This is a genomic window from Helicobacter jaachi (assembly GCF_000763135.2).
Classification (GTDB): Bacteria; Campylobacterota; Campylobacteria; order Campylobacterales; family Helicobacteraceae; genus Helicobacter_C; species Helicobacter_C jaachi.
Genome location: NZ_JRPR02000007.1, coordinates 33,879 through 55,442, shown reverse-complemented (window position 1 = coordinate 55,442; position 21,564 = coordinate 33,879). Strand labels below are relative to the sequence as shown.

Genomic DNA, 21,564 nt, shown 5'->3' with positions numbered 1-21,564 from the left:
CACCTCCTAGAACACATACGCATAATTCACTCTATAGCTCAAAAAGCCGCGCGCTTCAAGCTCCAGCCGCTCCGCATTTGCACCTACATATATAAAGCCAGAATCATAATCACTCACCACCCCGCTGCGCTTTATTTCAAACTCCAAGCGATGTTTGCCCGCAAAGCTAAGCGATACGCCACCTTGATAAGCAAGTCCATATCCGCTTAAAGTCGCGCCTCTATTTACATAAGGATTTTCTTGATAAATGGCATATTGCGCGTTTGTAAATTTATGATTATCAAACACCACGCCTCCACCGGCAAAAATCCCAAGCACCACGCCATTTAAGCTCACAAGCTCAAAAAGCACATCAGCATTTAGCCCAAGCGCGTAAGCGTCCATTTTATGCGCCTTGCCACCCTCATCGCGATATGCCGCATAGCCATTATTGTTGTATTCAACATAGAATCTACCACCAAAGCGCGAATCGGCACTAAATTTTTGATAACCAAAACGCACAGATAGCCCAAATTTATCGCTAGAATCATTGCTATGTGGGTATTGCGTGATTATGCCATTACTTACCGCGCTGTAAGTGCCGCTATAGTGGGTGTTATTTAAGCTTAAACTCCCGCCTATAAAGCCTCCGCTCTCACCTGCATACGCCACACAAATCGCCATAAAAAGCATAAATAAATATCTTTTCATTATTTTATACCTTAAAAAAATGATAAATTTCTAGCGATTATATCGACTAATTTTTAAATAATAGTATGCTCTCTTAACCCCGCTCTAATGCTCAACACACCCAAGCGCAGGATAAGGCGTCTAAGACATGGGATAAACATAAATGGATAGCGCATAAACGAGCGCACAAGCGTTTTTAGCACTAACATACGCGTGGCTTTTGTGTAGCGCGTATGAAGATTTTTGCGCCATTTATTAAGCGCATCATAGGGGGAAAGCGCGTTGTTTGGGATTTGCGCGTGCGTAGATTCTGTAAATATAGAATCTGTATCAAGCATAGATTCTGTATTTAAAATATGGGCTAAGATTCTAGAGCTGTGCATAGCTCCGCTTATGCCCTCCAATGTGCTTGCATTCACAAATCCAGCTGCCTCACCTATGAGAAACACCCCACTATGCCCACGCGGAAAATCACGCCACCTTGTAGGCTGTAGCACGAGGCAAGATTCGCGCTTTATTTTCTTACCAAAGTGAAATCCTATGCTTTTTAGTCGCGCTACTTGCTCATTAAACATTTTTTGAGAATCCTTATGCGCATACGCGCCGCCAAAGATAAAATAATCATCTTTTGACATACTCCAGCTATAACTTTTTGTCAAATCTTTATCAAAAATGCATGAAAGCATGGGCGTATTGCCCTCTTTATACCATTCTTGAATGCAAATAAAACTCTTAATCTTAAGATTAGGATAACTAAACGCGCGGATATGGCTAGCTGCGCCATCTGCGCCCACTACAAGCTTAGCGCGGCAGTGATAGTTAGAAATTAGCTCATTTTGCCTTTGTGTGAAATGCACTTCATATAATCCCTGCTCGTTTTGCTTTATAGCCTTAAAAGAGGCGCGATGAAATACGCTAATATGCGCTTTAATGCGCGATTTAAGCCATAAATCAAAGCGATGTCGCTCCATATTCACATAGCATTTTTGGATATATGAGGCATAGGGGTAGCCAAAGTCAATGGTATTAATGGCAAAAATTTGCGGGCTTACTAGCACGGATTTGGGGAGATTTAAGCCCTGCATAGCAAAGGCTTTTTGCGCGCCTTGTGATAATAGCCCACCGCAAGGCTTATGAAAGCCTCTATCAAAGCAATCCCCTTGCATATCTTTTTTATCAATAGCAATTACTTTAAGATGAGGCTCTAAAAGCGCAGCAAGATTGCTCCCAGCCACGCCTAGCCCAATAATTGCCACATCATATTGTCCTAAATCCACGCTCATACCATTCCTTAAAAATAGGCAAAATAAATAGTGCGATTGTAGCATGCTTTGTCTATGCTTCTGTTTAAGGGAGTGTGCGAGTGAATTAAGTGCCAGAAAATTGAGGGCAAAATAAAACAAATTAGAAGTTAAACTAAATGAGAAGTAATAGACAGGCTAGATTCTATAAATTTATAGAATCTAGCCTTTAAAAATAAGTTGATAGATGCTTAAAGCAGCTATAACTTTATACTTTAGGCGTTGCAGGGCAATTCACTTGCCAGCAAACAAGACCGCGCGGCTTTTGTGCTAGCAAAAGCAACAGCGCGGAATTATAGAATCTAGCCTCTAAAATGCGAAGTTAAAATTGCTGCAATAGCCTTAGAATCCAAGCTTACCAAAAGCTAGCACAGAATTTTGGTCTTTGCCTGCAGGCACTTCATTATGGATATATCCAGCACCCACTGTGAAGTAGAGTTTATCGCCTCTCTCCCAAATTTTAAGCGAGCCAACGGCTGATAATTCTTTATAATCTCCACCAGACCAGAGCAAGTCAAGCCCTACGCGCTTAGCCTCTATACCACCAAATACATAATAAGTAGATTGTCCATAGCCTGCGCCAAGGTTGCTGCCATAAGTGCCATACATATTAGGCATACCATTGCGATAGCCATAGAATCTCGCTCTATTACCAAAATCTAAAAGATTGGAATTTTCATCTTGTGAGACATAGCCCGCACCAAATTTAAAAATATCATTAAATCTTAGCTCTTCATCAGCCCAGAATGTCAAGCCATTTGTGCTATTGCCCTTGCCTGTAATATTGCTTGTGCCATATACTGCGCGAAGTGTAGTGATAGACTTTAAATTCCCGCTACCTAGCTCAATTTGTGCCTTTGCACCGGCATTTAGCACATCATCTACACCATTGGTATTTTTTACGCTATCAACAGAAGTATTGACATCTGTCAAGTATGACACAAATGGAGAGAGTTTCACCACGCCAAAGTCAAAGTCTAGTCCAGCGCCTACAAGCTCGCCAATATCGGTGCTATTCTTGTAATTTTGGTAAGTATCAAAGCTTGATAGCTCATAGCCCATACGATTGTATGCTTGCCCTGCGCCAAGTGCGGAGTTTCTCCAATATGCCCAAAGTCCCATCACGCCGCCTTGCACATTAAGCGCGCCGCCTTGCACATTACCATAAATCCAATCCACACCTGTGTAGCTCTTTGTTTCAGAATCTTTTGCCTTACCTAGGAAAAATTCTCCCATATCAAAGCGTCCAAGCGCAAAGCTTAGTGTTGTGCCATCATAGCGCACATACGCATCAGAAACATCACCTTTTTTAGGAAATGCGCTCTCACCTACCAAATCTTCATCGCCACTTGATGGATTAAAACCAGTGCTATAGAAAGGATAGCCACCCCAGCCGCCAAGCCCTATACTAATATTTGAGCCAAGTCCTATATCAATCCCTGCGCGTGCGCTTACATTCGCATAGGCTGCTTGCACTTCTTTGCCATTTTTATCAAGCACGCCCATTCCACCAAGCCCTTGATGATAGAACGCACCTAAATGTCCAAATGGATTAATTTCCGCCGCATTCATACTTACTGCTAGGCTAGTTGCTACAGCCAAAGACACATACACTTTTTTCATTCTTGCTCCTTAAACTAAAAATTGACTTGCCCAAAAAGACGAGTCATAAGATAATTCCTGCCGTCATTAGCAAAAATGGAATTATCAAGGGTAAAATCGGCATTATTTATCATTCCTATAACTTTCACACCTAATTTAATATTATGTTGAGGCTGTGAGACTAAGCCCACCTCCCAGTTAAAAATATTTTTATTCGTTACAGTCGTATGCCTAATAGCCGCATCAAGCTGCACATATTGCTTTAAATCATATTCTAAAAAGCCATAAAGTGTTGTGGCATTATTATAAAACAACCCCTCACGCCGCTCAAAATGGCTGCTTTGACCAAATGAGTCAATGCCCCTAGCGCCATTTTCAGCCACAGAGAGAACCCCACCTCCAGCGCTTAAGCCTTGCCACTTTCCACCACCCTCAAGCCACACAAAGCCGCCATCGCCATTAGTGCTTGAATAATCAATCACCCTATCATTGCGGCTTACAAAAGATAAAAAGTGCATTTTGCCAAAGAGCGTAAAGCTCCCAGCCGGCACAGCCACAAGCACCTTTGCACCAAATGAGGTAAAATCATCAGGGGCTACATACATATAAGGTGTAATTTGCAGGGGAGATTCAGGCAGTGTGATAGTCGCGCCAAGATAAATAGCGCCCACGCTGCCATAGGGATTTTGAAAATTATCCATACGATAATTGGTTACATAAGCATTTTTATTTGCCCATATAAAATCAACTTTTAGATTTTCAATATCCTCATAAGTAACCGACGCACCTTGTGTGAAATGCTTAATCCACTCGCTATCGGTTTTAAATCGCCCTGCATACACGCTTATACGATTAGGATTAAGAAAGCTCGCATACAATTCTGTAAAAACAAAGCCATCTTTGACTTTAGCAAAATCCCCTCCATGAGCCTGATAGAGCTTTGTAGCAGCCCACATAGAGCCGCCAAGCCCTATACCTTGAAAGCGTTGTGTCTCATAGGCTAAGGAGACATTGGCATCTACAAAGCTCGGCGCACCGCCCGTCATACCTTGATAATACATACCCATATGCCCACTAGGACGCCCTGTTAAAAGCAAACGCGCTAAATCAAGCGCATTTGCCACCTCGCTCAAACAAAGCACACAAGCAATCATCACTAATAGCTTTTTCATAAAATCCCTTTAAGTGCGTATTCTAATTCCTTTTAGAATCTATTTCCACACTTCTAGCAAAAATAATTCCATATTGTGATGCACTACTTTAATTGTGTGCTTTTGTGCGCCAGATTCTGTATTTTATGAAATCTAAGATTTATAAAATTTTACGATTATGGAACCTATACCTTAGACACTAAAACCTTAAACCTTTTTAAATGTATAAAAGAATAAGCGTGGGTCTAATAAATCTAACGCTTTAGGAAGTTTACTTTTAATGCCCTGCTTACACTTTGGGCATATTGATGGGGGTAGGGGTGGCAGCACATCACCCTGCGTATGAAGTACCTTATAACTGCAGTTGTTACAATAATATAATTTTATTATTCGCACAGGCATGGAAAGCTCCTTATTTTTTAATTGTCGATATGCCACATAGCCTATAAAAGCTAAAAAACTGCTGCTCAAAATAATATCATAAGGATAGGGTTGATTAAGACATAAGAGCAAAACGACACAACACCCAGCTATCATAACAGCGGCAAACCAAAACATGGCCACTAAGATAAGCCCAAAAATACTAAAAATAATCATAACAAACATACCAAAAGCACCTACCATAAAGAGCTCCTATTGTTTCCAAAATAGCTTAAATAAAAGAGGCATATGAGATTCCACAACACACTCGTCACTTATCTTTCTTTTTTTTCGCTGCCTATCTGGAGGAGTAAGCGGTTCTCTCTCGTTAGGTATTTCAACCTGTGGTATTTCAAAATCCAATTGACTTTCTACATCATCTTGTGTATAAATTCTTCTTTGTAAAGGAGAAACTTTCTTGAAAACACCATCAATAGTACTTTTAAGTTTCTCTATATGTTTGCCAAGCTCATTTAATTTATGCTCATAATCCCTTGTGTCCTGCGAGTCCTTAAGCCTGCCAATCCTCATGTAATAAGGCTTAGAAAAATCATCAAGCCCATTTTGGAGCAAGTCAATTTCCACACTCTTTAATGCGCTGGCATAGAACTTTCTTTCCTTAATAGCAAGCAAAAGGTCTTTTTGCACCATCTCATCAACCTCATAAAGCTCTTTTACAAGCTCATTATGAATCTGCTTTTTGACTTTTAGCGTATCCATATACTCAAGCAAGGACATTTTCCTAAAAGCATATTCTTTATTTCTCTTTGCACTATATGCAGAAATGCCTCCAAACCCTATCAATTCATCATCTAAAATGCCTGCGATATTGTCTAAAATATCTTCTAAATCTTCATTAGATTTCAAATCCGCTTTGTTTAGGATAATAAAAAGCTCTTTATCTTCTAAGTTTAAGGTATTTAAAAACTTTAAATCACTCGTGCTTATCGTGCCATTTGCATCAAGCCCTATGAGCCAAAAGAGCGTGTCTGCATTGCCTAAAAACTCTCTAGCCACACCAGAATCGCCACTACTAAATCCAGAGCCTGAAGGATTATAACCTGGAGTATCAATGAAACAAAGGTGTTTAAGCCTCATATTCACCCCCAACACCACAAAAGGCATAATATCCTTAAGATTAAACCCAAAAGCTTCTATAAAATCATGTGAAAATTGAGAGTAAATGCCCTTTTGAATCTCATCTAAATTTACAAAGGCTTCCTTATAAGTATTAGCAAGCACTTTACTATCTTCATCATTAAAAACATAAGCAGGAATGGCTGTCGTAGGCTTTATATCAATAGCGAGTTTAAAATTTTCATCCTCTATAAAAGAGCTGATAAACTCACTTTTGCCAGAGCTAAAGCCCCCACCCACTGCGATGATGGGATTCTGATAAAGTTTAGGATAAGCACAAACAAGCTCTAATTTTTTCTCTATATTCTTGAGCTTGAGAAAAATTTCTATTTCATCGTTTAAATCCACACCCTCGCTGCTGAATTTTACCCACTCTTCCAAGCTCTGGCTAAAAGCTTTTAAATGCTCGTTGTGATTTGTGGCTTGCAAGACATTTGAAACAATTTGAAATTTAAGATTTAAATCCTCTAAGTTTTTCATGTTTTCACTTAAATTTGTTTCTAAGCTCTCATATTTTAAAACTAAATCTCGATGCAAAACATTAAGTTTTTTGAATTTCTCTTCTTCTTGTTGAAATTCTTGGGCAAAGCATTTTCTAAAAACATTAAAGATAAATTTTCTCATCTTACTTCTTTTGCAATATTTTCTAAGTCTTTAAGCATTTTGTCGTATTTGTCTAGGGATAATTTTTTGTTTTTTAACTCATTTTCAAGCTTGCTTAGCTCTGCTTCGTAGCCTTTGAAAATTTCATCGGCAATTTTGATTTTTTTAAGATTTGTTTCAAGTTTTGAGCAAAGCTCTCTGATGTCCTCTTCAACTTCGCTTGAAAAATCACTTACAAATTCAGTGGCATCATCGATAAATCTTTCAGCCGCATACTCTGTTAATTTCCCACTCTTATGAAGGTCGCTAGGCAAAGCATCGCTGTAATCAACATCAGGCTTAGGCAAAGAATTGATGATATTTTTGATGATTCTTACAATGCTTGCGGTGTCGATATTATCATCGCCTAAATGCTCTCTTAAGACGCTTACAAGCTTAGATAAAAGCGCGCTTTTCCAAGTTCTGCTGCGTTTTTTAATCTCATCATTGAGCAAGTCTTGTAGATTTGAAATCATTTCTTCTAAGGCATTACGCACATCGCCCGCATAGATGATTTGAAATTCCCTTGTTTTTCTTTCAGTTCTTCCCCAAGTCCAAAACTTATACCACTTGCTTGTGCTGGCTTCATAGCTTTCTGTACCTGTGTCCTTGTTGTCTTTAATGCTTCCTTTACCCTCTTTAAAATAACTTTTCTTAGATGACTTAAGCTCATCTTTTAAATCTGTGATAAAGTCCGCACAAAGGTCATCATAAGCATCATCGACAAAGACTGTCGTGTCTGCTTTTTTCTTTTTGAGCTCGCTGATTTGCTTTGAGATTTGCTCTAAATCCTTGCTGTTTAGCTCCTCTATCCTGTCGTTGATGATTTGTTCTATGCCTTTGGTGTAGTCTGCTAGGGTTTTTATCTTAGCTTGCAAATACTCGTTTTTCTTGGTCTCTAAAATTTGCTTTTTGTTTGCTCTTACTTCGTCTAGCCTTTCTTTGACCTTGTCGATATTTGCGATGAGTTTGAGATTTTCTTTGGCACTGCTTGCGTCGCTGAAATAGTCTTTGTAGTCTTCGTTTAAGTTGTCCCAGATTTTTTGTAAATTGCTATCCCAAGAAGCCTTGTTATCAAAGCTCTCAAGCATAGAAAAGCACGCTGCTGAGCTTAAAATCACAGGCGAGTTAGCAAGCTTGTCGCAAGTGTTTTTGACACTTTGTGAGCTTCTTTGAGCCTTGAAATCTAGCATAGTTTTTTTAAGATGAGCGCTTAAATCCTGTCTATTATACTCGCTTGCCTCGCTTAAAACGCCATTTGCCTTGTCTTTGGCTGAGCCAAAGAGCTGATTGTCCGCTTGTGAGGCGATAATAGTAAATTCAGCAATGCCCTCTTTATCGCTAATCCTATCCAGTAAGCTTAAATCCTCAGCACTTAAAAACTGCCCCGCAGGCGAGATTAAAAACACCGCGTCGCAGTCTTTTAGAAGCTTTTTCGTGCGCTCTTCTCTCGAGACGATAGGATCATTTATGCCCGGGCTATCGATGATTTGTATATCTTTGAGGCTGTCGATATTTAAATTTAAGGTCGTTGCTTTGGTAAAGGGCATGTATTTGCCACTTTCGCCTACATAGTCTTTTAAAATATCTTGCAGTTCCTCTAAACTTGAGGTCATTATCTCTGCTTTTAAATCATTCACCCCAAGCATGCTTTGCTTAATTTTTTCATATTGCTCAAAGCTCGCATAAAGTGTAGTTTTTCTCATTTCCCTTTCAATACTTGTCTGTGCGCTTTCTCTTAATTCATCATCGCTTTTTTGACTGTTTTGACTGGTCGCTTTTCCTTTAAGCTCTTGAAATTTAGCTTCTATTTTTTCTCTCAATTCTTTTTCGTATATGCTATGCTCTTGTTTTAAAGCCTCAATATCTTCTTGGGTGAAAAATTCTGCGCTTGCAGAGAAATTTTCATCATAGCTAAGCAAAGTTAAGGCTGCGGTCATAGGTGTAGCAGCTTTAGGTAAAATATCCTTGCCAGAAAAAAATATCGCATTTAAAAGCGAACTTTTGCCGGCTTTGACCCTGCCGACTATACCTAATTTGAGCTTTTTACCCTTATCATTATTGTCTTCAAGCCACTTTGCAAGCTCCTTGCTTGTGGGCACACTAAGCTCGTTACCATTTTCATCGCAAATGCCTGCGACTAAAGACTTTAAATCATTTTTGGCGACAAATTGCTCTAAATTTTCAAATTCTTTGATGAGTTTCATTTTTTCTCCTTAAAACAATTGATTTGCAAGCTCGCTGATTGCAGCATTTGCTCTGGAAAGCTTTGAAATTTCAACTTCCAACTCTTTTTTGTTTTCTTCTTTTTCTTTGGCACTTTGAGCGACTTCGGCTTCTTTTTGCTTGATGAGCTCTTCAAATTTAGCCGCGGCATTTTGGGTAGTTTGCTCTATATACTCTTGAAGTTTTGCGGGCAATTTATTCCTTAACTGCGCCTTTACTGAAGGCACAACTTCATTAACAATTTTATCTTCTTTCAGTCTTTCTATTCGTTCAGATTTCAAAAACTGACATGCAGCATCAAGTATCTTTAAAACTAAAACAGCAATTATTGCCATATGACCACCCTCTTTCCACTGCGGAAGATGTTTTGTCATTTCATCTGAAATCATGTTTGTTGTTGTAGCCAAGACATCTGTAAAACCTTTTTGAAATTCGGGATTAAAGCTAGCTGCAATATCTTTAATTTTACTGTCAAATCTATATGTTATGTATTCGTTAACACGCTTAAGCTTGCGATTAACTTCAATTATAAGAACATTCTTAACAATAGAATTTACTTCACTATTAAAAGATTCTCTATCGCCCATTAATGAGACAAGCTCCTTTTTGCGCAACATTAACTCATTGCCAACAGCATTAACAATACTCTCAGTACTACTGTGGGAGAATTTATCCTCAACATCACTAATCACTTTCTCCTTTAAATCTCTGACATCATTCACACCTTTTTGCAAATCTTCCAAGACTTTTTGTATTTCTTCTTTGGAGGATTTTAGGGTTGCTATTTTTAATTTTAGGTTTGAACTTATGTCAAAATAAAACTCTTTTAAATACGCCTCATATATTTTTTGAAACAGTTGATTAGGATTTATATCCATAAGGATTTTTTCAAAACTTTCCGCACTATTTTTATCTACAGAAATTACCCCTCTTGTATAGTTAAACTCCTCTTGAAGTTGTGATTGTATTTCGTCTTTAACAGCCCTCACATCTTCATTGCTCCTAAGATTTGTTTTGCTTAAGACAAAGCTAAAGTCTTTGCCAAAATTTATGATATTTTCCACTTCTCTTAGCATACTTTTAGTGATATTGCCATCCTCCACGCTTGTTAAAACTATAAAATAAACACCTTTTGAAAGATAATTGATAATAGCTTGATTATGTTCTTCCACAGGAGCTCCAAAACCAGGCATATCGACTAAAATCAAAGGCTCAATTTGCTTTAATTTTTCATTATTTAAAAATAATTTTAGATAAGCAAATTTTCCTGCTTGTTGCTTAATCTCCTCACTCTGTGAAAGCTCAAATCTTTGGGAACTTCCATCGCTTTTTATAGCCTCATAAAAATTTTCATTGTGGAATCTAAGCTCTGTTGCCAAAGCTGTTTCTGGTGTTAAGGCTGTGGCTAAAATATCTTCGCCTAAAAACTGATTAATAAGTGTGCTTTTACCAGCGCTAAAACCACCCACGACAACTACACACAGCTCTTGATGGCTGATGTCTACAATAAGCTTATTCTGCTTTGTCTTATCCATATTTTCAATATCTTTTATAAACTCTTGCACCTCCTTAATAAAACTAATATACTTAGATTGTATCTCTAACATAACCCACTCCTACTAAAAATCTGCATAAAATATCTCCAATACACCCAAACACTAACTTTTGTACCTCGTGATTAAAGTCTCATGCGCAGAACTATTATAAAATCTAAATACTTTATAAAAAATAAATATTATGCTTTTTATAATAATTTCAGATATATATTATGCTGTTAGTTTTTTAAAGTTTTTTGGCTATCGTTTAAAAAAAATTATAAATGATAGAAAATAAAATGACAAAGAGAGACATAGCAGCATTTTTGGGTGTAGATGTGCAGACATTACGCAACTGGAAGAAAACACGCCCAAATCTCTACAAAATTATTATGCAAGGACTTGCTATAGAAGAAGTAATTAAAGAAAGTAAGCAACATTATGAGAAATTAGCACATCTAGCCGAAAGCACACAATACACCAGCAAATACGCTTCAACCCCCAAGCTTTCCCCTCCACAAGATAAACAAGAATAGATTCTTTCGCCTATAGAATCTAGCCCAAAATATATTTATATCCGCACTTTTGGCACAGCTCGCAAGGAGCTTTGCCCTGCTTTAGCATAGAGGCAAAATGCCTAAAATTTATAGAATCTAGCATACTTTTTATATCCCGCTCCCGCACATTGCCAAAGCTCGCCCTGCCCTCATAATCAATACAGCAAGGCACAAGCTCGCCATTACTCAAAATCCCAATCTGCCCACTTGCCCCATAGCATAATATAGAATCTTGCGTCTTTGAAAAAGGCTTACTCTCTTGCAAAGGCTGCTTTGTCTCGCGCGCCTTTGCCTTATACACTTTTAGCGCACGCACATTTGCCATATCCCTCCGCTCCTTTTCAAAAACCTGCTCCCATTCAAAAACGCGCGTGAATATTAAAAGCACCTTTTTGCCAAGCCTTATGCGCCCTTGTGTCATCTCATCTTCCCTCACATGAAAAAACCTATAAATGCGCGCTAATATATCCTGCGCAAGGGGTTTATGCATATCCCCCTCATGCAAGCGCAGATTAATAAAAATAGGCGAATTCTGCTCCAAATTAAACGCGCAAAAATACAGAATCTGCTCCAAATGCTGCATTGTAAGCACACAAGGATTTGCCACAAACGCACTTAAAGAAAAGCAAACCTGCACAAAAGGTGGGCGCGAAAGCATCGCAAAATGCTGCTTATGCAAAAATAAACCTGTAGTTACTAACTCCACCTTAAGCCCAAAATGTGCCAAAGTCTTTGCATAATGCTCAAAATCCCTAGCACTTAGCGGGTCGCCCAAAATATGCAAGCATACGCGCTTTGTTTTGCCCTGAATTTGGGTGCATATTTGCCTAAATAGCTCTAAATCCATTTGCCCGCGCCTACTTTTGCGCCCACCACTTGGACAGAATCCACAATTAAGCGCGCAATAATCAGTAATTTCAACATAAATCTTTTGAAACTGCTTCACTTTTGCCCTATGCGCTTAGATTCTATAAATTCAAGGCATATACGCCAAACAAAGGCTAAAAAATCCCCCAAGCAGCTCTTTATCGGTATTTTGCAAATTAAGCGCGCAATTTTTGTCAGCCTTCAAATGAAGCTCATCGCATACTTGTTCAAATGTGTAGATTCTATCGCGTGTAAAATGCCCAAAATGCGCCATTACAGATTCTATAAGATTAAGACTAGCAGCATATAAATTAAGATTGCCCACCTCAAAGCTTACACCTTCACTAGCACACGCCCGCTCAATATACGCAAACTGCGGCGATTGCATACTTAAAAGCTTCAAAATTCTATTATGCAGGGGGCTTAAGCCAAAAATATTATAATCTTGGGGAGTGAGCATATCAAGGGCTTTGTGAATGTTAAGGGGTAAAATTTTTGTCTCTTTTAATTCACTATGCAATAAATAAGCCAAAGCCGCGCGTAACGCAAGACTTAGCCGCTGCATAAACGCCACATCTATCTTAAAGCTATATGCCCTACCCCAGAGCTTTCCAAAGCTTTTTAGCGTATCAAGATAGCCAATTTCTATATTTTCACTAATGCTTGTGCTGTCAAAATCAAGCATTCCCCCTAATGGCGCAATGGGCTGTATCGTCCTTACAAGCGGGTGAGCGCTATAAAAATGCGTATCGGGATTGAGCGCTATGGCAATGACTTCTTGCGCGCCTAGCTCAAAGGCAAGATTAATTGGCAAATTATCATAATACCCGCCATCAATGTAATTCTCCCCATCAATCTCACACACTGGAAAAGCAGGAAAACACGAAGCAGAGGCTAGCACCCAAAGAGCTAGATTTGCTAGTGTGAGTTGGGATTTGTGCTTTTGCACAGGCGCAAATGAGGGAAACTTCACACTTACTAAGCCATAATCAATAGGCGAGGTAAAAAAACTCTCATCAACCACGCCATCGATGAGCTTTTTGAGCGGCGCGATGTCCATGCCTTTATTATTAGCATAACTTTTGATAAAGGGAATGAGTTTATCGCTATTGTCTTTGTAATAGTTAAAGTCTGTGCGTAGATTAAGCCCATTTAGCACGATTTTATCAATGCTAATTTCGCTCCACAGCTGCAATGCCCGCTCATAATGCCCCTGCACCATCATCACGCCATTAAGCGAGCCGATGCTTGTGCCTGTAACGATACTATATGTGATGCCAAGCTCATTTAGTGCGCGCCAAGCACCGATTTGATACGCACCTTTTGAGCCTCCACCGCCTAGCACAATAGCCCTTTTCATCGCTTGCTCCTTTGGGAAAATTGTGAAAATAAATATAAAATCGTATTTGCGATGTTACAGAATCTAACCTTTATAAGGTTTAAACATAAGCAGGTATAGATTCTATAACGCTCCATAAACTGGCGCCAAATAAGCTAAAACCTGCTATAATGCGCGCTTTATTTTAATTTTAAGGATTATGCTATGTTACATCATTCACAGCAAAAAGCGCCCAAAGTCGCCATCATCGTGCCATTTTATAATGTGCAAAAATACTTAGCACAATGCTTAGATTCTATAAATTCACAGAATCTAGCATATTTTTAAAATTCTAAATATCTTCAAGCTCATAGCACCTCGCAATATAGCGCCATTTCAATGCTGATATTGCCCTCAGTTGGCTTGTAAAACTTAAAAGTATAGCCCAAATCCCAAGATTCTATGAGCGGCTTTATGTCAAAAAAATCACTCACATTATGATAAATGCTAATGAGCATAGCGGGCTTTTGGGATTTTATCGTATGTATTGCGCCTTGCAAAAACGCCTGCTCAAAGCCCTCGATATCTACCTTTATAAACCCTACTTCAATATTATTTTCCGCCACATAATCATCTAGCGTAATAATATGCGCAGATTCTGTAGTGAATGTATCCTTATACCTCTCTCGTCCCTCTTTACTCATAGTCGAGCCAGAGCCTAGCACAGAAATTTCCCTTTGCTCCTCTTTTGCGCCTAGTCCTTTATTAATAGGCACAATGCGCTTACTTTGGTTGAGGGCTAAAGTTTGCAGCATAAGTTTAAAATTTGCTTGTGTCGCTTCAAAACTATGAATAGTTTTATCGCAAAATTCCCTCTCAAACACTATCGCGCTATCACCAATAAAGCCACCCACATCGATAATATCCTTATTTCTTATTTGCTGCAGAGTGCTAGATTCTAAAATATTTAAGCCATGCTTATACAAAAATACACCTATTTCAAAATGATTTCTGGGCAATAAATAACCATTATACATAAACACCTTTGGCGCTAGCTGCGCAATATCACGCTTAAAAGTGCATTCAATCTCACAAAGCGCACTCACTTCATCTTTATCATACGAAAAAATATAATGCTTAGGGTGCAAATAGCTCTGCTTTAACCGCTCAATCACGCGCAGGACATTATGCGCTTGCTGCGGGGCTATATTGCGCACAAGTGCGATAATCTTAGCCGCGCTATCTGGCGAAGTGGCGATGTATTCCCCTAGCGATAAACTCATACCATCAATGCCTAAAAGCACTGCACTACGCGTTTTTAAAAGCCAATATACGTAAGGAAAATATATTTCGTTAAAATAAAAAGGATATAAACCACAGATTCTATAAGTATGCCTTATGCGTATGCAAGTAAGATATTTTTTACTTTCAAGTGCCACAAATTGCGGCTCTATGGCGGTTAGTTTTGTCAAAAATGGCAAGCCAAAAAATCGCCATACTGCTTTAGTTTGTTTCATCATATATCCTTCTTAAAAAGCGGGTATTAAAAGCAGGCTTGGTGTTTTACAAAAAAAAAAATGAATAAGAAATAAGCCACAAATTGCCTATCTACCGGATATGCTTATGCTAAAAGCAAGGTTATAGAATCTAGCCTTTAGAAAGTGTGGAATATAGAATCTAGGAGGAAATCATAATGTTGCGCTCAATTTGTATTTTCATACTCGCGGGTTTATGCGAGATTGGCGGGGGTTATCTCGTGTGGCTGTGGCTTAAAGAGGGCAAAAATCTCTATATGGGCTTAGGAGGGCTTATATTGCTAGGCTTGTATGGTGTGCTGGCTACTTTACAGGTAGAGGGCTTTGGGCGCGTATATGCGGCTTATGGAGGGATATTTATCGCGCTAAGTGTGGGATTTGCTATGTTTATTGATAACTTTAAGCCCGATAAGTGGGATATTATAGGCGCTCTTTTGGCAATATGCGGCGCACTCATTATGATGTATGCGCCACGCAATTTGTAAATATCAATGTGCTATAATCGCCCCCAAAGGAGAGAATATGACAAATGCCCAAAATGATACGCTAGATTCTATAAAGTTTAATTGTCAAAATGCTAAATGCCTGCAAGAAACGCCTTTTGCCTACACGCTATCACTCATTGCTGGCAAATATAAAATGAGCATTCTGTATTGCCTCTTTCGCGGCGAAGTGGTGCGCTATAATGAAATGAAGCGATATTTGCAAGGCGTGTCGTTTAAGACACTTACAAACGCATTAAGAGAGCTAGAAAATGATAATCTCATTATCCGCACAGAATACCCACAAATCCCTCCGCGCGTGGAATATAGCCTTTCTCAAAGAGGCAAATCGCTTATCCCCATACTTGATGCGATGTGTGAATGGGGCAAAGACCACTACACAAAAGCATAATTATCGCTTATTCAAAGCGTTTGCGCAAATCTATGTGCTTCGCATATATTAAGTGTATATTTATACAAATATTTTACATAAATTGTATCTGAAATAAGTTTCTATTAAGATTTTAGTTTATAGAATCCGCGCGAGTGGAATCATGTAAAATTTTGCTTAAATATTGATGCTTAAAGGAGTGTGAAATGAGACTAACACCAAGAGAGCTAGATAAGCTTATGCTGCATTACGCGGGCAGTTTGGCAAAAGAGCGTAAAGAGCGGGGTATTAAGCTAAATTATGTTGAGGGTATGGCGCTTATTAGTATGGAGATTATGGAGCTAGCAAGAGAGGGTAAGCATTCAGTAGCAGAGCTTATGCAGCTAGGCAGGGAGATTCTAAAGGAGGGCGAATGTATGGAGGGTGTGGCTTCATTGCTAACCGAAGTGCAAGTGGAGGCAACCTTTCCTGATGGCACAAAGCTTGTCACAATCCATAATCCAATCGCGTATAATGGCGGAATAATCCCAGGCGAGATTATCACTAAAGATGATGAAATTGAGATTAATGCAAATAAGGAAATAACAACGCTTGAGGTTATAAATAATGGCGATAGACCTATTCAAGTGGGCAGCCATTTTCACTTTTTTGAAACCAATAAAAAATTATCCTTTGATAGAGCCAAAGCTTTTGGCAAGCGGCTAGATATTCCCTCTGGCACTTGTGTGCGCTTTGAGCCCGGTGAGAGCAAGACTATCGCGCTTATTGATTTTGGTGGTAATAAAAGGGTGTTTGGCTTTAATGATTTGACTAACGCGCAAATTAGTGCAGATTCTAAAGCTAAAGCCATAGCAAAGCTAAAAGATTTTGCAAACTAAAGGTGGGCAAAATGGCAAAGATTTCAAGAAAAGATTATGTGGCGATGTATGGTCCCACACTAGGCGATAAAATACGGCTTGGCGATACTGATTTGTTTGCAGAGATTGAAAAAGATTACGCGATTTATGGCGAGGAGATTAAATTTGGTGGAGGCAAAAGTATCCGCGATGGTATGGCGCAAAGTGTCAATGAGGGCGAAGATGCGCTTGATTTGGTAATTACAAATGCTGTGATTATTGATTATAGCGGGATTATTAAAGCAGATATTGGTATAAAAGCAGGGAAAATCGTAGGCATTGGCAAGGCTGGGAATAAAGATACACAAGATGGTGTAGATTCTAATATGATTGTGGGAGCTAGCACGGAAGTAATCGCAGGGGAAGGCTTAATTGTGACGGCTGGTGGCATTGACACGCACATTCACTTTATCGCTCCACAGCAAATACCAACAGCCCTATATAGCGGCATTACTACGATGATTGGAGGAGGCGTGGGACCTACTGCTGGGACAAGTGCGACTACTTGCACGCCTGGCAAATGGAATCTAGAGCAAATGTTAAAAGCTGCTGAGGAATACACTATGAATCTAGGCTTTTTTGGCAAAGGCAATAGCTCAAGTGAAGCGGCATTATCTAAGCAAATATTAAGCGGTGCTTTGGGGCTAAAGATTCACGAGGATTGGGGTAGCACACCAGCAGTCATTAATCACGCGCTAAATGTCGCAGATAAATATGATGTGCAAGTGGCAATCCACACTGATACGCTAAATGAAGCTGGCTGTGTGGAGGATACGCTTAAAGCCATTAATGGACGCACTATACACACTTTCCATACCGAAGGTGCGGGCGGCGGGCATGCGCCTGATATTATTAAAGTAGCAGGCGAGCTAAATATCCTGCCTGCCTCGACTAACCCCACTATCCCCTATACAAAAAATACTATAGATGAGCATTTAGATATGCTTATGGTTTGTCATCACTTAGATAAGCGCATTAAAGAAGATGTCGCCTTTGCAGATTCTAGAATCCGCCCAGAGAGCATTGCGGCTGAGGATACATTGCATGATTTGGGTATTTTTTCTATCACAAGTTCAGATTCTCAAGCTATGGGGCGAGTGGGCGAAGTGATTACGCGCACTTGGCAGCTAGCAGATAAAAATAAAAAAGAATTTGGCAGATTAAAAGAGGAGTGCGGGGATAATGATAATTTCCGCATTAAACGCTATGTGGCTAAATATACCATTAATCCCGCTATTGCGCATGGCATTGGCTCTTATGTGGGCTCTATAGAGGTTGGCAAATACGCGGATTTGGTGCTATGGAAACCTGCCTTTTTTGGTGCAAAGCCAGAGATGATTATTAAAAATGGCATGGTGGCTGCCTCAAAAATGGGTGATATTAATGCCTCAATCCCCACGCCGCAGCCTGTCATTTATCGTCCTAGCTTTGGTCATCATGGCAAGGCAAAATTTAATACAAGCATTACTTTTGTCTCTCAAATATCCTATGAGCTAGGCATTAAAGAAAAATTAGGCTTAAAGCGCATTGTATTGCCTATCAAAAATTGTCGCAATATTAGTAAAAAAGATATGCTTTATAATGATGTAACAGCGCATATTGAAGTAAATCCACAGACTTATGAAATCAAAGTCAATGGCAAAAAAATCACTTCAAAATGGGTAGAAAAGGTTTCGCTAGGGCAATTATATTATTTATTCTAAGATTTCCATTCAAGGAGGCGAGCATGCTAGGCTTAGTTTTGTTATATGTTGGAATTGTGCTTATAAATAATGGAATTTGCAGAATCTACAAAATAGATTCTAAAAGCACATCGGTTATGAATCTTTTCGTAGGAACGCTCTGTGTTGTGTGCAATATCGTAGTCATAATCCATGGCAGTTTGACTAATTCTGCCATAGAATATTACGCAGCGGCTACTGGATTATTATTTGGCTTTACATATCTTTTAATCGCAATTATTAATATTTACAATCTAGATTGGCGTATTTTTGGCTGGTATAGTTTATTTGTAGCGATTAATACCTTGCCTGCAGCATATTTGAGTTATACAGATAGTAGCACGCAAGGATTTTATTTTGCACTTATTTGGCTTGCTTGGGGTGTGTTGTGGCTTACTGGATTTATAGAATCTGTTTTGAAAATTGAATTAAAATTTGTGCCATATTTAGCAATTTTAGAGGGGATTATCACAGCTTGGATTCCTGCGTGGCTATTTTTTGTAAAAATTTGGGTGTGATAAGTGTTAGAGCTTACGCAAGTTATTGGCAATCTTAATGATGTAAGCATAACATGCAACATTGATACCATTAATTTAGAATGGTATGAGGCTTACAAACGCATTGGTAGATATGAGAGTGCGGGAGGATTAGATATTGCCCTGCGCTTCCCTACACCTCTCATCTATGGACTTAATGAAGGAGATATACTTTATTTAGATGAGCTATTGGCTATTGTAGTAAATATTATCCCTTGCGAAGTCTTGCTCATTCACGCGACAAGTAAGCTAGAGATTGCAAAGCTTTGCTATGAAATAGGCAATGCGCATATTCCGCTTTTTTATGGAGATAATGAGACATTTTTAATTCCTTATGAGCAAACTTTAGAGCATTCCTTGCGCAAAATGGGCTTTAGCGCGCGTAAAATGCTTGCCAAAATGCACGCAAAAAAGCGCTTTTCTATCTCGCTCCCCATGCAAAAAGAGCCGCAATTAAAGCCCTCTCCCAACCTCAAAATTATCCAAAAATCCATAGATGCTATATGACAAAGCAAGATTTTCTATTATTGCAGATTAATGACTCACTTTTCCCCATTGGGAGCTTTCAGCATTCTTTTGGGCTAGAAAGCTATGTGTTGGGGTATATGGTGGTAGATTCTAAAACTATGCTTAATTTTATGCAAAGCTACTTGCAAACAAGCTTTTTATACAATGATTTGCTCTCTCTTAAAATTTGCTTTGAATCTGCAAATGATATACACAAAATACTAGAGATACAATCCCTCCTCCACGCGCTCACCATACCGCAAGAAATAAGAGAGGCAAACCACAAGCTAGGCATTCGCTTTATTAAAACTATTGAGAGTATGGGCGTAGATTCTCAACCTCTATGGCAAAACTATATCGCTCAAAGCATTTATCCCACGCACGCTACAAGCTATGCTATCTTTTGCGCGGCACATAATATGCCCTATCACAAAGCCATGAGCGCCTTTCTCTACGCCCAAAGTGCAAATATGGTTATTAATGGTGTAAAACTCATTCCGCTTTCACAAGATGATGGGCAGTGGATTCTCAATTATTTGCAAGATACTTTTTTAAATGTCCTTGATAGCCTAAACAGCCTAACGCTTGAGGATTTAGGGGCTAGCACACCCCTTTATGATATTTTAGCAATGAAGCATCAGTATCTTTATTCGCGACTTTATATGAGCTAAGGAGAAAGTATGGTTAAAATTGGAATCTGCGGACCAGTTGGCAGTGGGAAAACGGCGCTAATTGAGGCTTTAAGCCGAATTATGAGTGAAAAATACTCAATTGGTGTTATCACAAATGATATTTATACGCAAGAAGATGCGGAATTTATGGCAAAAAATTCTGTGTTAGAGCGCGATAGAATTATTGGCGTAGAAACAGGAGGCTGCCCGCATACTGCCATTAGAGAGGACGCTTCTATGAATCTAGAAGCAGTAAATGAACTTTTAGAGCGATTTCCTAAGCTTGATATTATTTTTATTGAAAGTGGCGGGGATAATTTAAGTGCGACTTTTAGTCCTGCGCTAGCTGATGTTAGCATTTTTGTAATCGATGTGGCGCAAGGAGACAAGATTCCAAGAAAAGGAGGTCCGGGCATTACACGCTCTGATTTGCTAGTGATTAATAAGATTGATTTAGCACCCTATGTGGGGGCTAGCCTTGAAGTTATGCAAAGAGATTCTAAAAAAATGCGTGGCAATCGCCCATTTTATTTCACAAATATACGCGAAAAGGTCGGTATTAATGAAGTTATAGAGTGGATTTGTAAAAATGCCCTTTTGGAGGAGTGATGTATCCACACATTAGTCAATTGCATTTGAGTGTAAAACTTGGATTTGGGGATAAAACCATTATTGATAAAATGTTTTTTACCCCGCCTTTTAAGATTATAGAGCCTTTTTATGATGAAAGCACAGCAGCGCATATTATCTTAATGGTAGCAAGTGCGGGGCTTATGGCAGGCGATAGGCAAGAGATGTGCTTAGATTTGCAAGAAAAAAGCCGCTTGCACCTTACCTCGCAAAGTTTTGAAAAAGTGCATGATACCCAAGATGACTATGCCAGTCGCCAACTTTTCATTAATGTCGCTAATCACGCTATGCTAGATTTTAACCCCCTACCCTGCATTCTCTTTGAAAACGCTAGCTTCCGCGCCCAGAGTGACATACAACTTAAAGCAGATTCTATACTCTATCACAGCGAGATATTAGCAGCCAGAAATCTGCAAAACGCGCATTTTGCCTTTAAAAGCTACATCACAACCTTAAAAATTTTTATAGAAAATAAATTAGTGCTATTTGATAACACTCGCTTTATCCCCAGTCAAATGCCTTTAGAGAATCTATGCTTTTTGGGCGATTTTAGCCATTACTTAAACCTTATCATTATCGATAAAGCGTTTAATTTACACAAGGCTTTAGAGTATTTAGAGAGCCAATCTAGTATGTGTGCTATCACTGCCATTAATGGCGGATATTGCCTCAAGGCGCTAGGATATGGCAGCGAGGAGCTACTCAAACTGCGCGCGGATATAATCAACATAGCCAGATAAAACTCAAAGTAGGTGCTAGATTCTATATTT

Annotated in this window: 22 protein-coding genes; 11 read left to right on the top strand and 11 right to left on the bottom strand. The window is 39.1% G+C overall.

The window, feature by feature from the left end:
• Window positions 1-6: 6 nt before the first annotated feature.
• The 8 genes from LS71_RS07915 to LS71_RS07880 all read right to left on the bottom strand — a co-directional run bounded on the left by LS71_RS07915 (window position 7) and on the right by LS71_RS07880 (window position 10,755).
• Window positions 7-690, bottom strand: coding sequence for an outer membrane beta-barrel protein (locus LS71_RS07915; protein WP_034356271.1), 684 nt, complete (start codon window positions 688-690; stop codon window positions 7-9).
• Window positions 691-743: 53 nt separating this feature from the next.
• On the bottom strand, window positions 744-1,952 hold the full coding sequence (locus tag LS71_RS07910; protein WP_034356268.1) for an FAD-binding protein: 1,209 nt from the start codon (window positions 1,950-1,952) through the stop codon (window positions 744-746).
• A 360-nt stretch (window positions 1,953-2,312) separates the two neighbouring features.
• The gene (locus tag LS71_RS07905) at window positions 2,313-3,593 is read right to left on the bottom strand and encodes a hypothetical protein (protein ID WP_052057869.1); all 1,281 of its coding nucleotides are present in this window, start codon (window positions 3,591-3,593) and stop codon (window positions 2,313-2,315) included.
• Between the two features lie 14 nt (window positions 3,594-3,607).
• A complete protein-coding gene (locus LS71_RS07900) occupies window positions 3,608-4,744 on the bottom strand; it encodes an Opr family porin (protein ID WP_034353251.1) in 1,137 nt (378 codons plus the stop codon).
• A gap of 186 nt (window positions 4,745-4,930) precedes the next feature.
• Entirely contained in the window at window positions 4,931-5,347 is a 417-nt protein-coding gene (locus tag LS71_RS07895; RefSeq protein WP_034353253.1) for a hypothetical protein, read from the bottom strand.
• 9 nt (window positions 5,348-5,356) lie between these two features.
• Window positions 5,357-6,904, bottom strand: coding sequence for a dynamin family protein (locus LS71_RS07890; protein WP_034353256.1), 1,548 nt, complete (start codon window positions 6,902-6,904; stop codon window positions 5,357-5,359).
• Window positions 6,901-9,129: a dynamin family protein gene (locus LS71_RS07885; protein WP_034353259.1), complete on the bottom strand. Its 2,229-nt coding sequence runs from the start codon at window positions 9,127-9,129 to the stop codon at window positions 6,901-6,903. The genes LS71_RS07890 and LS71_RS07885 overlap by 4 nt, the downstream gene beginning before the upstream one ends.
• 9 nt (window positions 9,130-9,138) lie before the next feature.
• Window positions 9,139-10,755, bottom strand: coding sequence for a dynamin family protein (locus LS71_RS07880; protein WP_034353262.1), 1,617 nt, complete (start codon window positions 10,753-10,755; stop codon window positions 9,139-9,141).
• A gap of 227 nt (window positions 10,756-10,982) precedes the next feature.
• On the opposite strand from LS71_RS07880, the gene LS71_RS07875 reads away from it, so the two are divergent.
• Window positions 10,983-11,219 carry a helix-turn-helix domain-containing protein gene (locus tag LS71_RS07875; protein ID WP_138109907.1) on the top strand — a complete coding sequence of 79 codons (237 nt, stop codon included), beginning with the start codon at window positions 10,983-10,985 and terminating at the stop codon, window positions 11,217-11,219.
• A 19-nt stretch (window positions 11,220-11,238) separates the two neighbouring features.
• Here LS71_RS07875 and LS71_RS07870 read toward each other — a convergent pair whose 3' ends face one another.
• On the bottom strand, window positions 11,239-12,186 hold the full coding sequence (locus tag LS71_RS07870) for a radical SAM/SPASM domain-containing protein (RefSeq protein ID WP_138109903.1): 948 nt from the start codon (window positions 12,184-12,186) through the stop codon (window positions 11,239-11,241).
• A 30-nt stretch (window positions 12,187-12,216) separates the two neighbouring features.
• A complete protein-coding gene (locus LS71_RS07865) occupies window positions 12,217-13,467 on the bottom strand; it encodes a patatin-like phospholipase family protein (protein WP_034353269.1) in 1,251 nt (416 codons plus the stop codon).
• 183 nt (window positions 13,468-13,650) lie between these two features.
• Here LS71_RS07865 and LS71_RS09470 point away from each other — a divergent pair, with 183 nt between their 5' ends.
• Window positions 13,651-13,773: a glycosyltransferase gene (locus LS71_RS09470; protein ID WP_194145681.1), complete on the top strand. Its 123-nt coding sequence runs from the start codon at window positions 13,651-13,653 to the stop codon at window positions 13,771-13,773.
• A gap of 20 nt (window positions 13,774-13,793) precedes the next feature.
• On the opposite strand, the gene LS71_RS07860 is transcribed toward LS71_RS09470, so the two are convergent.
• Complete coding sequence (locus tag LS71_RS07860; protein WP_238700383.1) at window positions 13,794-14,942, bottom strand: FkbM family methyltransferase; 1,149 nt, start codon at window positions 14,940-14,942, stop codon at window positions 13,794-13,796.
• A gap of 176 nt (window positions 14,943-15,118) precedes the next feature.
• Here LS71_RS07860 and LS71_RS07855 point away from each other — a divergent pair, with 176 nt between their 5' ends.
• The 9 genes from LS71_RS07855 (at window position 15,119) to LS71_RS07815 (ending at window position 21,534) form a co-directional block, all read left to right on the top strand.
• Window positions 15,119-15,445 carry a YnfA family protein gene (locus tag LS71_RS07855; RefSeq protein WP_052057874.1) on the top strand — a complete coding sequence of 109 codons (327 nt, stop codon included), beginning with the start codon at window positions 15,119-15,121 and terminating at the stop codon, window positions 15,443-15,445.
• Between the two features lie 37 nt (window positions 15,446-15,482).
• Window positions 15,483-15,854 (top strand): winged helix-turn-helix transcriptional regulator, encoded by a 372-nt coding sequence (locus LS71_RS07850; RefSeq protein WP_052057875.1) that lies wholly within the window; start codon window positions 15,483-15,485, stop codon window positions 15,852-15,854.
• A gap of 185 nt (window positions 15,855-16,039) precedes the next feature.
• Window positions 16,040-16,711 (top strand): urease subunit alpha, encoded by a 672-nt coding sequence (gene ureA / locus LS71_RS07845; RefSeq protein WP_034353276.1) that lies wholly within the window; start codon window positions 16,040-16,042, stop codon window positions 16,709-16,711.
• Between the two features lie 11 nt (window positions 16,712-16,722).
• Window positions 16,723-18,432, top strand: a complete 1,710-nt coding sequence (gene ureB / locus LS71_RS07840) for an urease subunit beta (RefSeq protein ID WP_034353279.1) — start codon at window positions 16,723-16,725, stop codon at window positions 18,430-18,432.
• Between the two features lie 23 nt (window positions 18,433-18,455).
• Entirely contained in the window at window positions 18,456-18,968 is a 513-nt protein-coding gene (locus LS71_RS07835; protein WP_034353282.1) for an AmiS/UreI family transporter, read from the top strand.
• Between the two features lie 3 nt (window positions 18,969-18,971).
• Window positions 18,972-19,493: an urease accessory protein UreE gene (locus tag LS71_RS07830; RefSeq protein ID WP_034353285.1), complete on the top strand. Its 522-nt coding sequence runs from the start codon at window positions 18,972-18,974 to the stop codon at window positions 19,491-19,493.
• The gene (locus LS71_RS07825) at window positions 19,490-20,164 is read left to right on the top strand and encodes an urease accessory protein UreF (RefSeq protein WP_034353287.1); all 675 of its coding nucleotides are present in this window, start codon (window positions 19,490-19,492) and stop codon (window positions 20,162-20,164) included. Before LS71_RS07830 ends, LS71_RS07825 begins: the two co-directional genes overlap by 4 nt.
• Window positions 20,165-20,173: 9 nt before the next feature.
• A complete protein-coding gene (ureG, locus tag LS71_RS07820; RefSeq protein WP_034353290.1) occupies window positions 20,174-20,773 on the top strand; it encodes an urease accessory protein UreG in 600 nt (199 codons plus the stop codon).
• Window positions 20,773-21,534: an urease accessory protein UreD gene (locus tag LS71_RS07815; RefSeq protein WP_034353293.1), complete on the top strand. Its 762-nt coding sequence runs from the start codon at window positions 20,773-20,775 to the stop codon at window positions 21,532-21,534. The genes ureG and LS71_RS07815 overlap by 1 nt, the downstream gene beginning before the upstream one ends.
• Window positions 21,535-21,564: the final 30 nt, after the last annotated feature.

Excerpts from the sequence above, each read along its gene's own strand:
- LS71_RS07910 (WP_034356268.1), bottom strand. The coding sequence starts at position 1,952 with ATGAGCGTGGATTTAGGACAATATGATGTGGCAATTATTGGGCTAGGC.
- LS71_RS07850 (WP_052057875.1), top strand. The coding sequence starts at position 15,483 with ATGACAAATGCCCAAAATGATACGCTAGATTCTATAAAGTTTAATTGT.
- ureG (WP_034353290.1), top strand. The coding sequence starts at position 20,174 with ATGGTTAAAATTGGAATCTGCGGACCAGTTGGCAGTGGGAAAACGGCG.
- LS71_RS07895 (WP_034353253.1), bottom strand. The coding sequence starts at position 5,347 with ATGGTAGGTGCTTTTGGTATGTTTGTTATGATTATTTTTAGTATTTTT.
- LS71_RS07860 (WP_238700383.1), bottom strand. The coding sequence starts at position 14,942 with ATGAAACAAACTAAAGCAGTATGGCGATTTTTTGGCTTGCCATTTTTG.
- LS71_RS07880 (WP_034353262.1), bottom strand. The coding sequence starts at position 10,755 with ATGTTAGAGATACAATCTAAGTATATTAGTTTTATTAAGGAGGTGCAA.
- LS71_RS07875 (WP_138109907.1), top strand. The coding sequence starts at position 10,983 with ATGACAAAGAGAGACATAGCAGCATTTTTGGGTGTAGATGTGCAGACA.
- LS71_RS07900 (WP_034353251.1), bottom strand. The coding sequence starts at position 4,744 with ATGAAAAAGCTATTAGTGATGATTGCTTGTGTGCTTTGTTTGAGCGAG.
- LS71_RS07885 (WP_034353259.1), bottom strand. The coding sequence starts at position 9,129 with ATGAAACTCATCAAAGAATTTGAAAATTTAGAGCAATTTGTCGCCAAA.
- LS71_RS07865 (WP_034353269.1), bottom strand. The coding sequence starts at position 13,467 with ATGAAAAGGGCTATTGTGCTAGGCGGTGGAGGCTCAAAAGGTGCGTAT.
- LS71_RS07815 (WP_034353293.1), top strand. The coding sequence starts at position 20,773 with ATGTATCCACACATTAGTCAATTGCATTTGAGTGTAAAACTTGGATTT.
- LS71_RS07915 (WP_034356271.1), bottom strand. The coding sequence starts at position 690 with ATGAAAAGATATTTATTTATGCTTTTTATGGCGATTTGTGTGGCGTAT.
- LS71_RS07835 (WP_034353282.1), top strand. The coding sequence starts at position 18,456 with ATGCTAGGCTTAGTTTTGTTATATGTTGGAATTGTGCTTATAAATAAT.
- LS71_RS09470 (WP_194145681.1), top strand. The coding sequence starts at position 13,651 with ATGTTACATCATTCACAGCAAAAAGCGCCCAAAGTCGCCATCATCGTG.
- ureB (WP_034353279.1), top strand. The coding sequence starts at position 16,723 with ATGGCAAAGATTTCAAGAAAAGATTATGTGGCGATGTATGGTCCCACA.
- LS71_RS07825 (WP_034353287.1), top strand. The coding sequence starts at position 19,490 with ATGACAAAGCAAGATTTTCTATTATTGCAGATTAATGACTCACTTTTC.
- LS71_RS07855 (WP_052057874.1), top strand. The coding sequence starts at position 15,119 with ATGTTGCGCTCAATTTGTATTTTCATACTCGCGGGTTTATGCGAGATT.
- LS71_RS07890 (WP_034353256.1), bottom strand. The coding sequence starts at position 6,904 with ATGAGAAAATTTATCTTTAATGTTTTTAGAAAATGCTTTGCCCAAGAA.
- ureA (WP_034353276.1), top strand. The coding sequence starts at position 16,040 with ATGAGACTAACACCAAGAGAGCTAGATAAGCTTATGCTGCATTACGCG.
- LS71_RS07905 (WP_052057869.1), bottom strand. The coding sequence starts at position 3,593 with ATGAAAAAAGTGTATGTGTCTTTGGCTGTAGCAACTAGCCTAGCAGTA.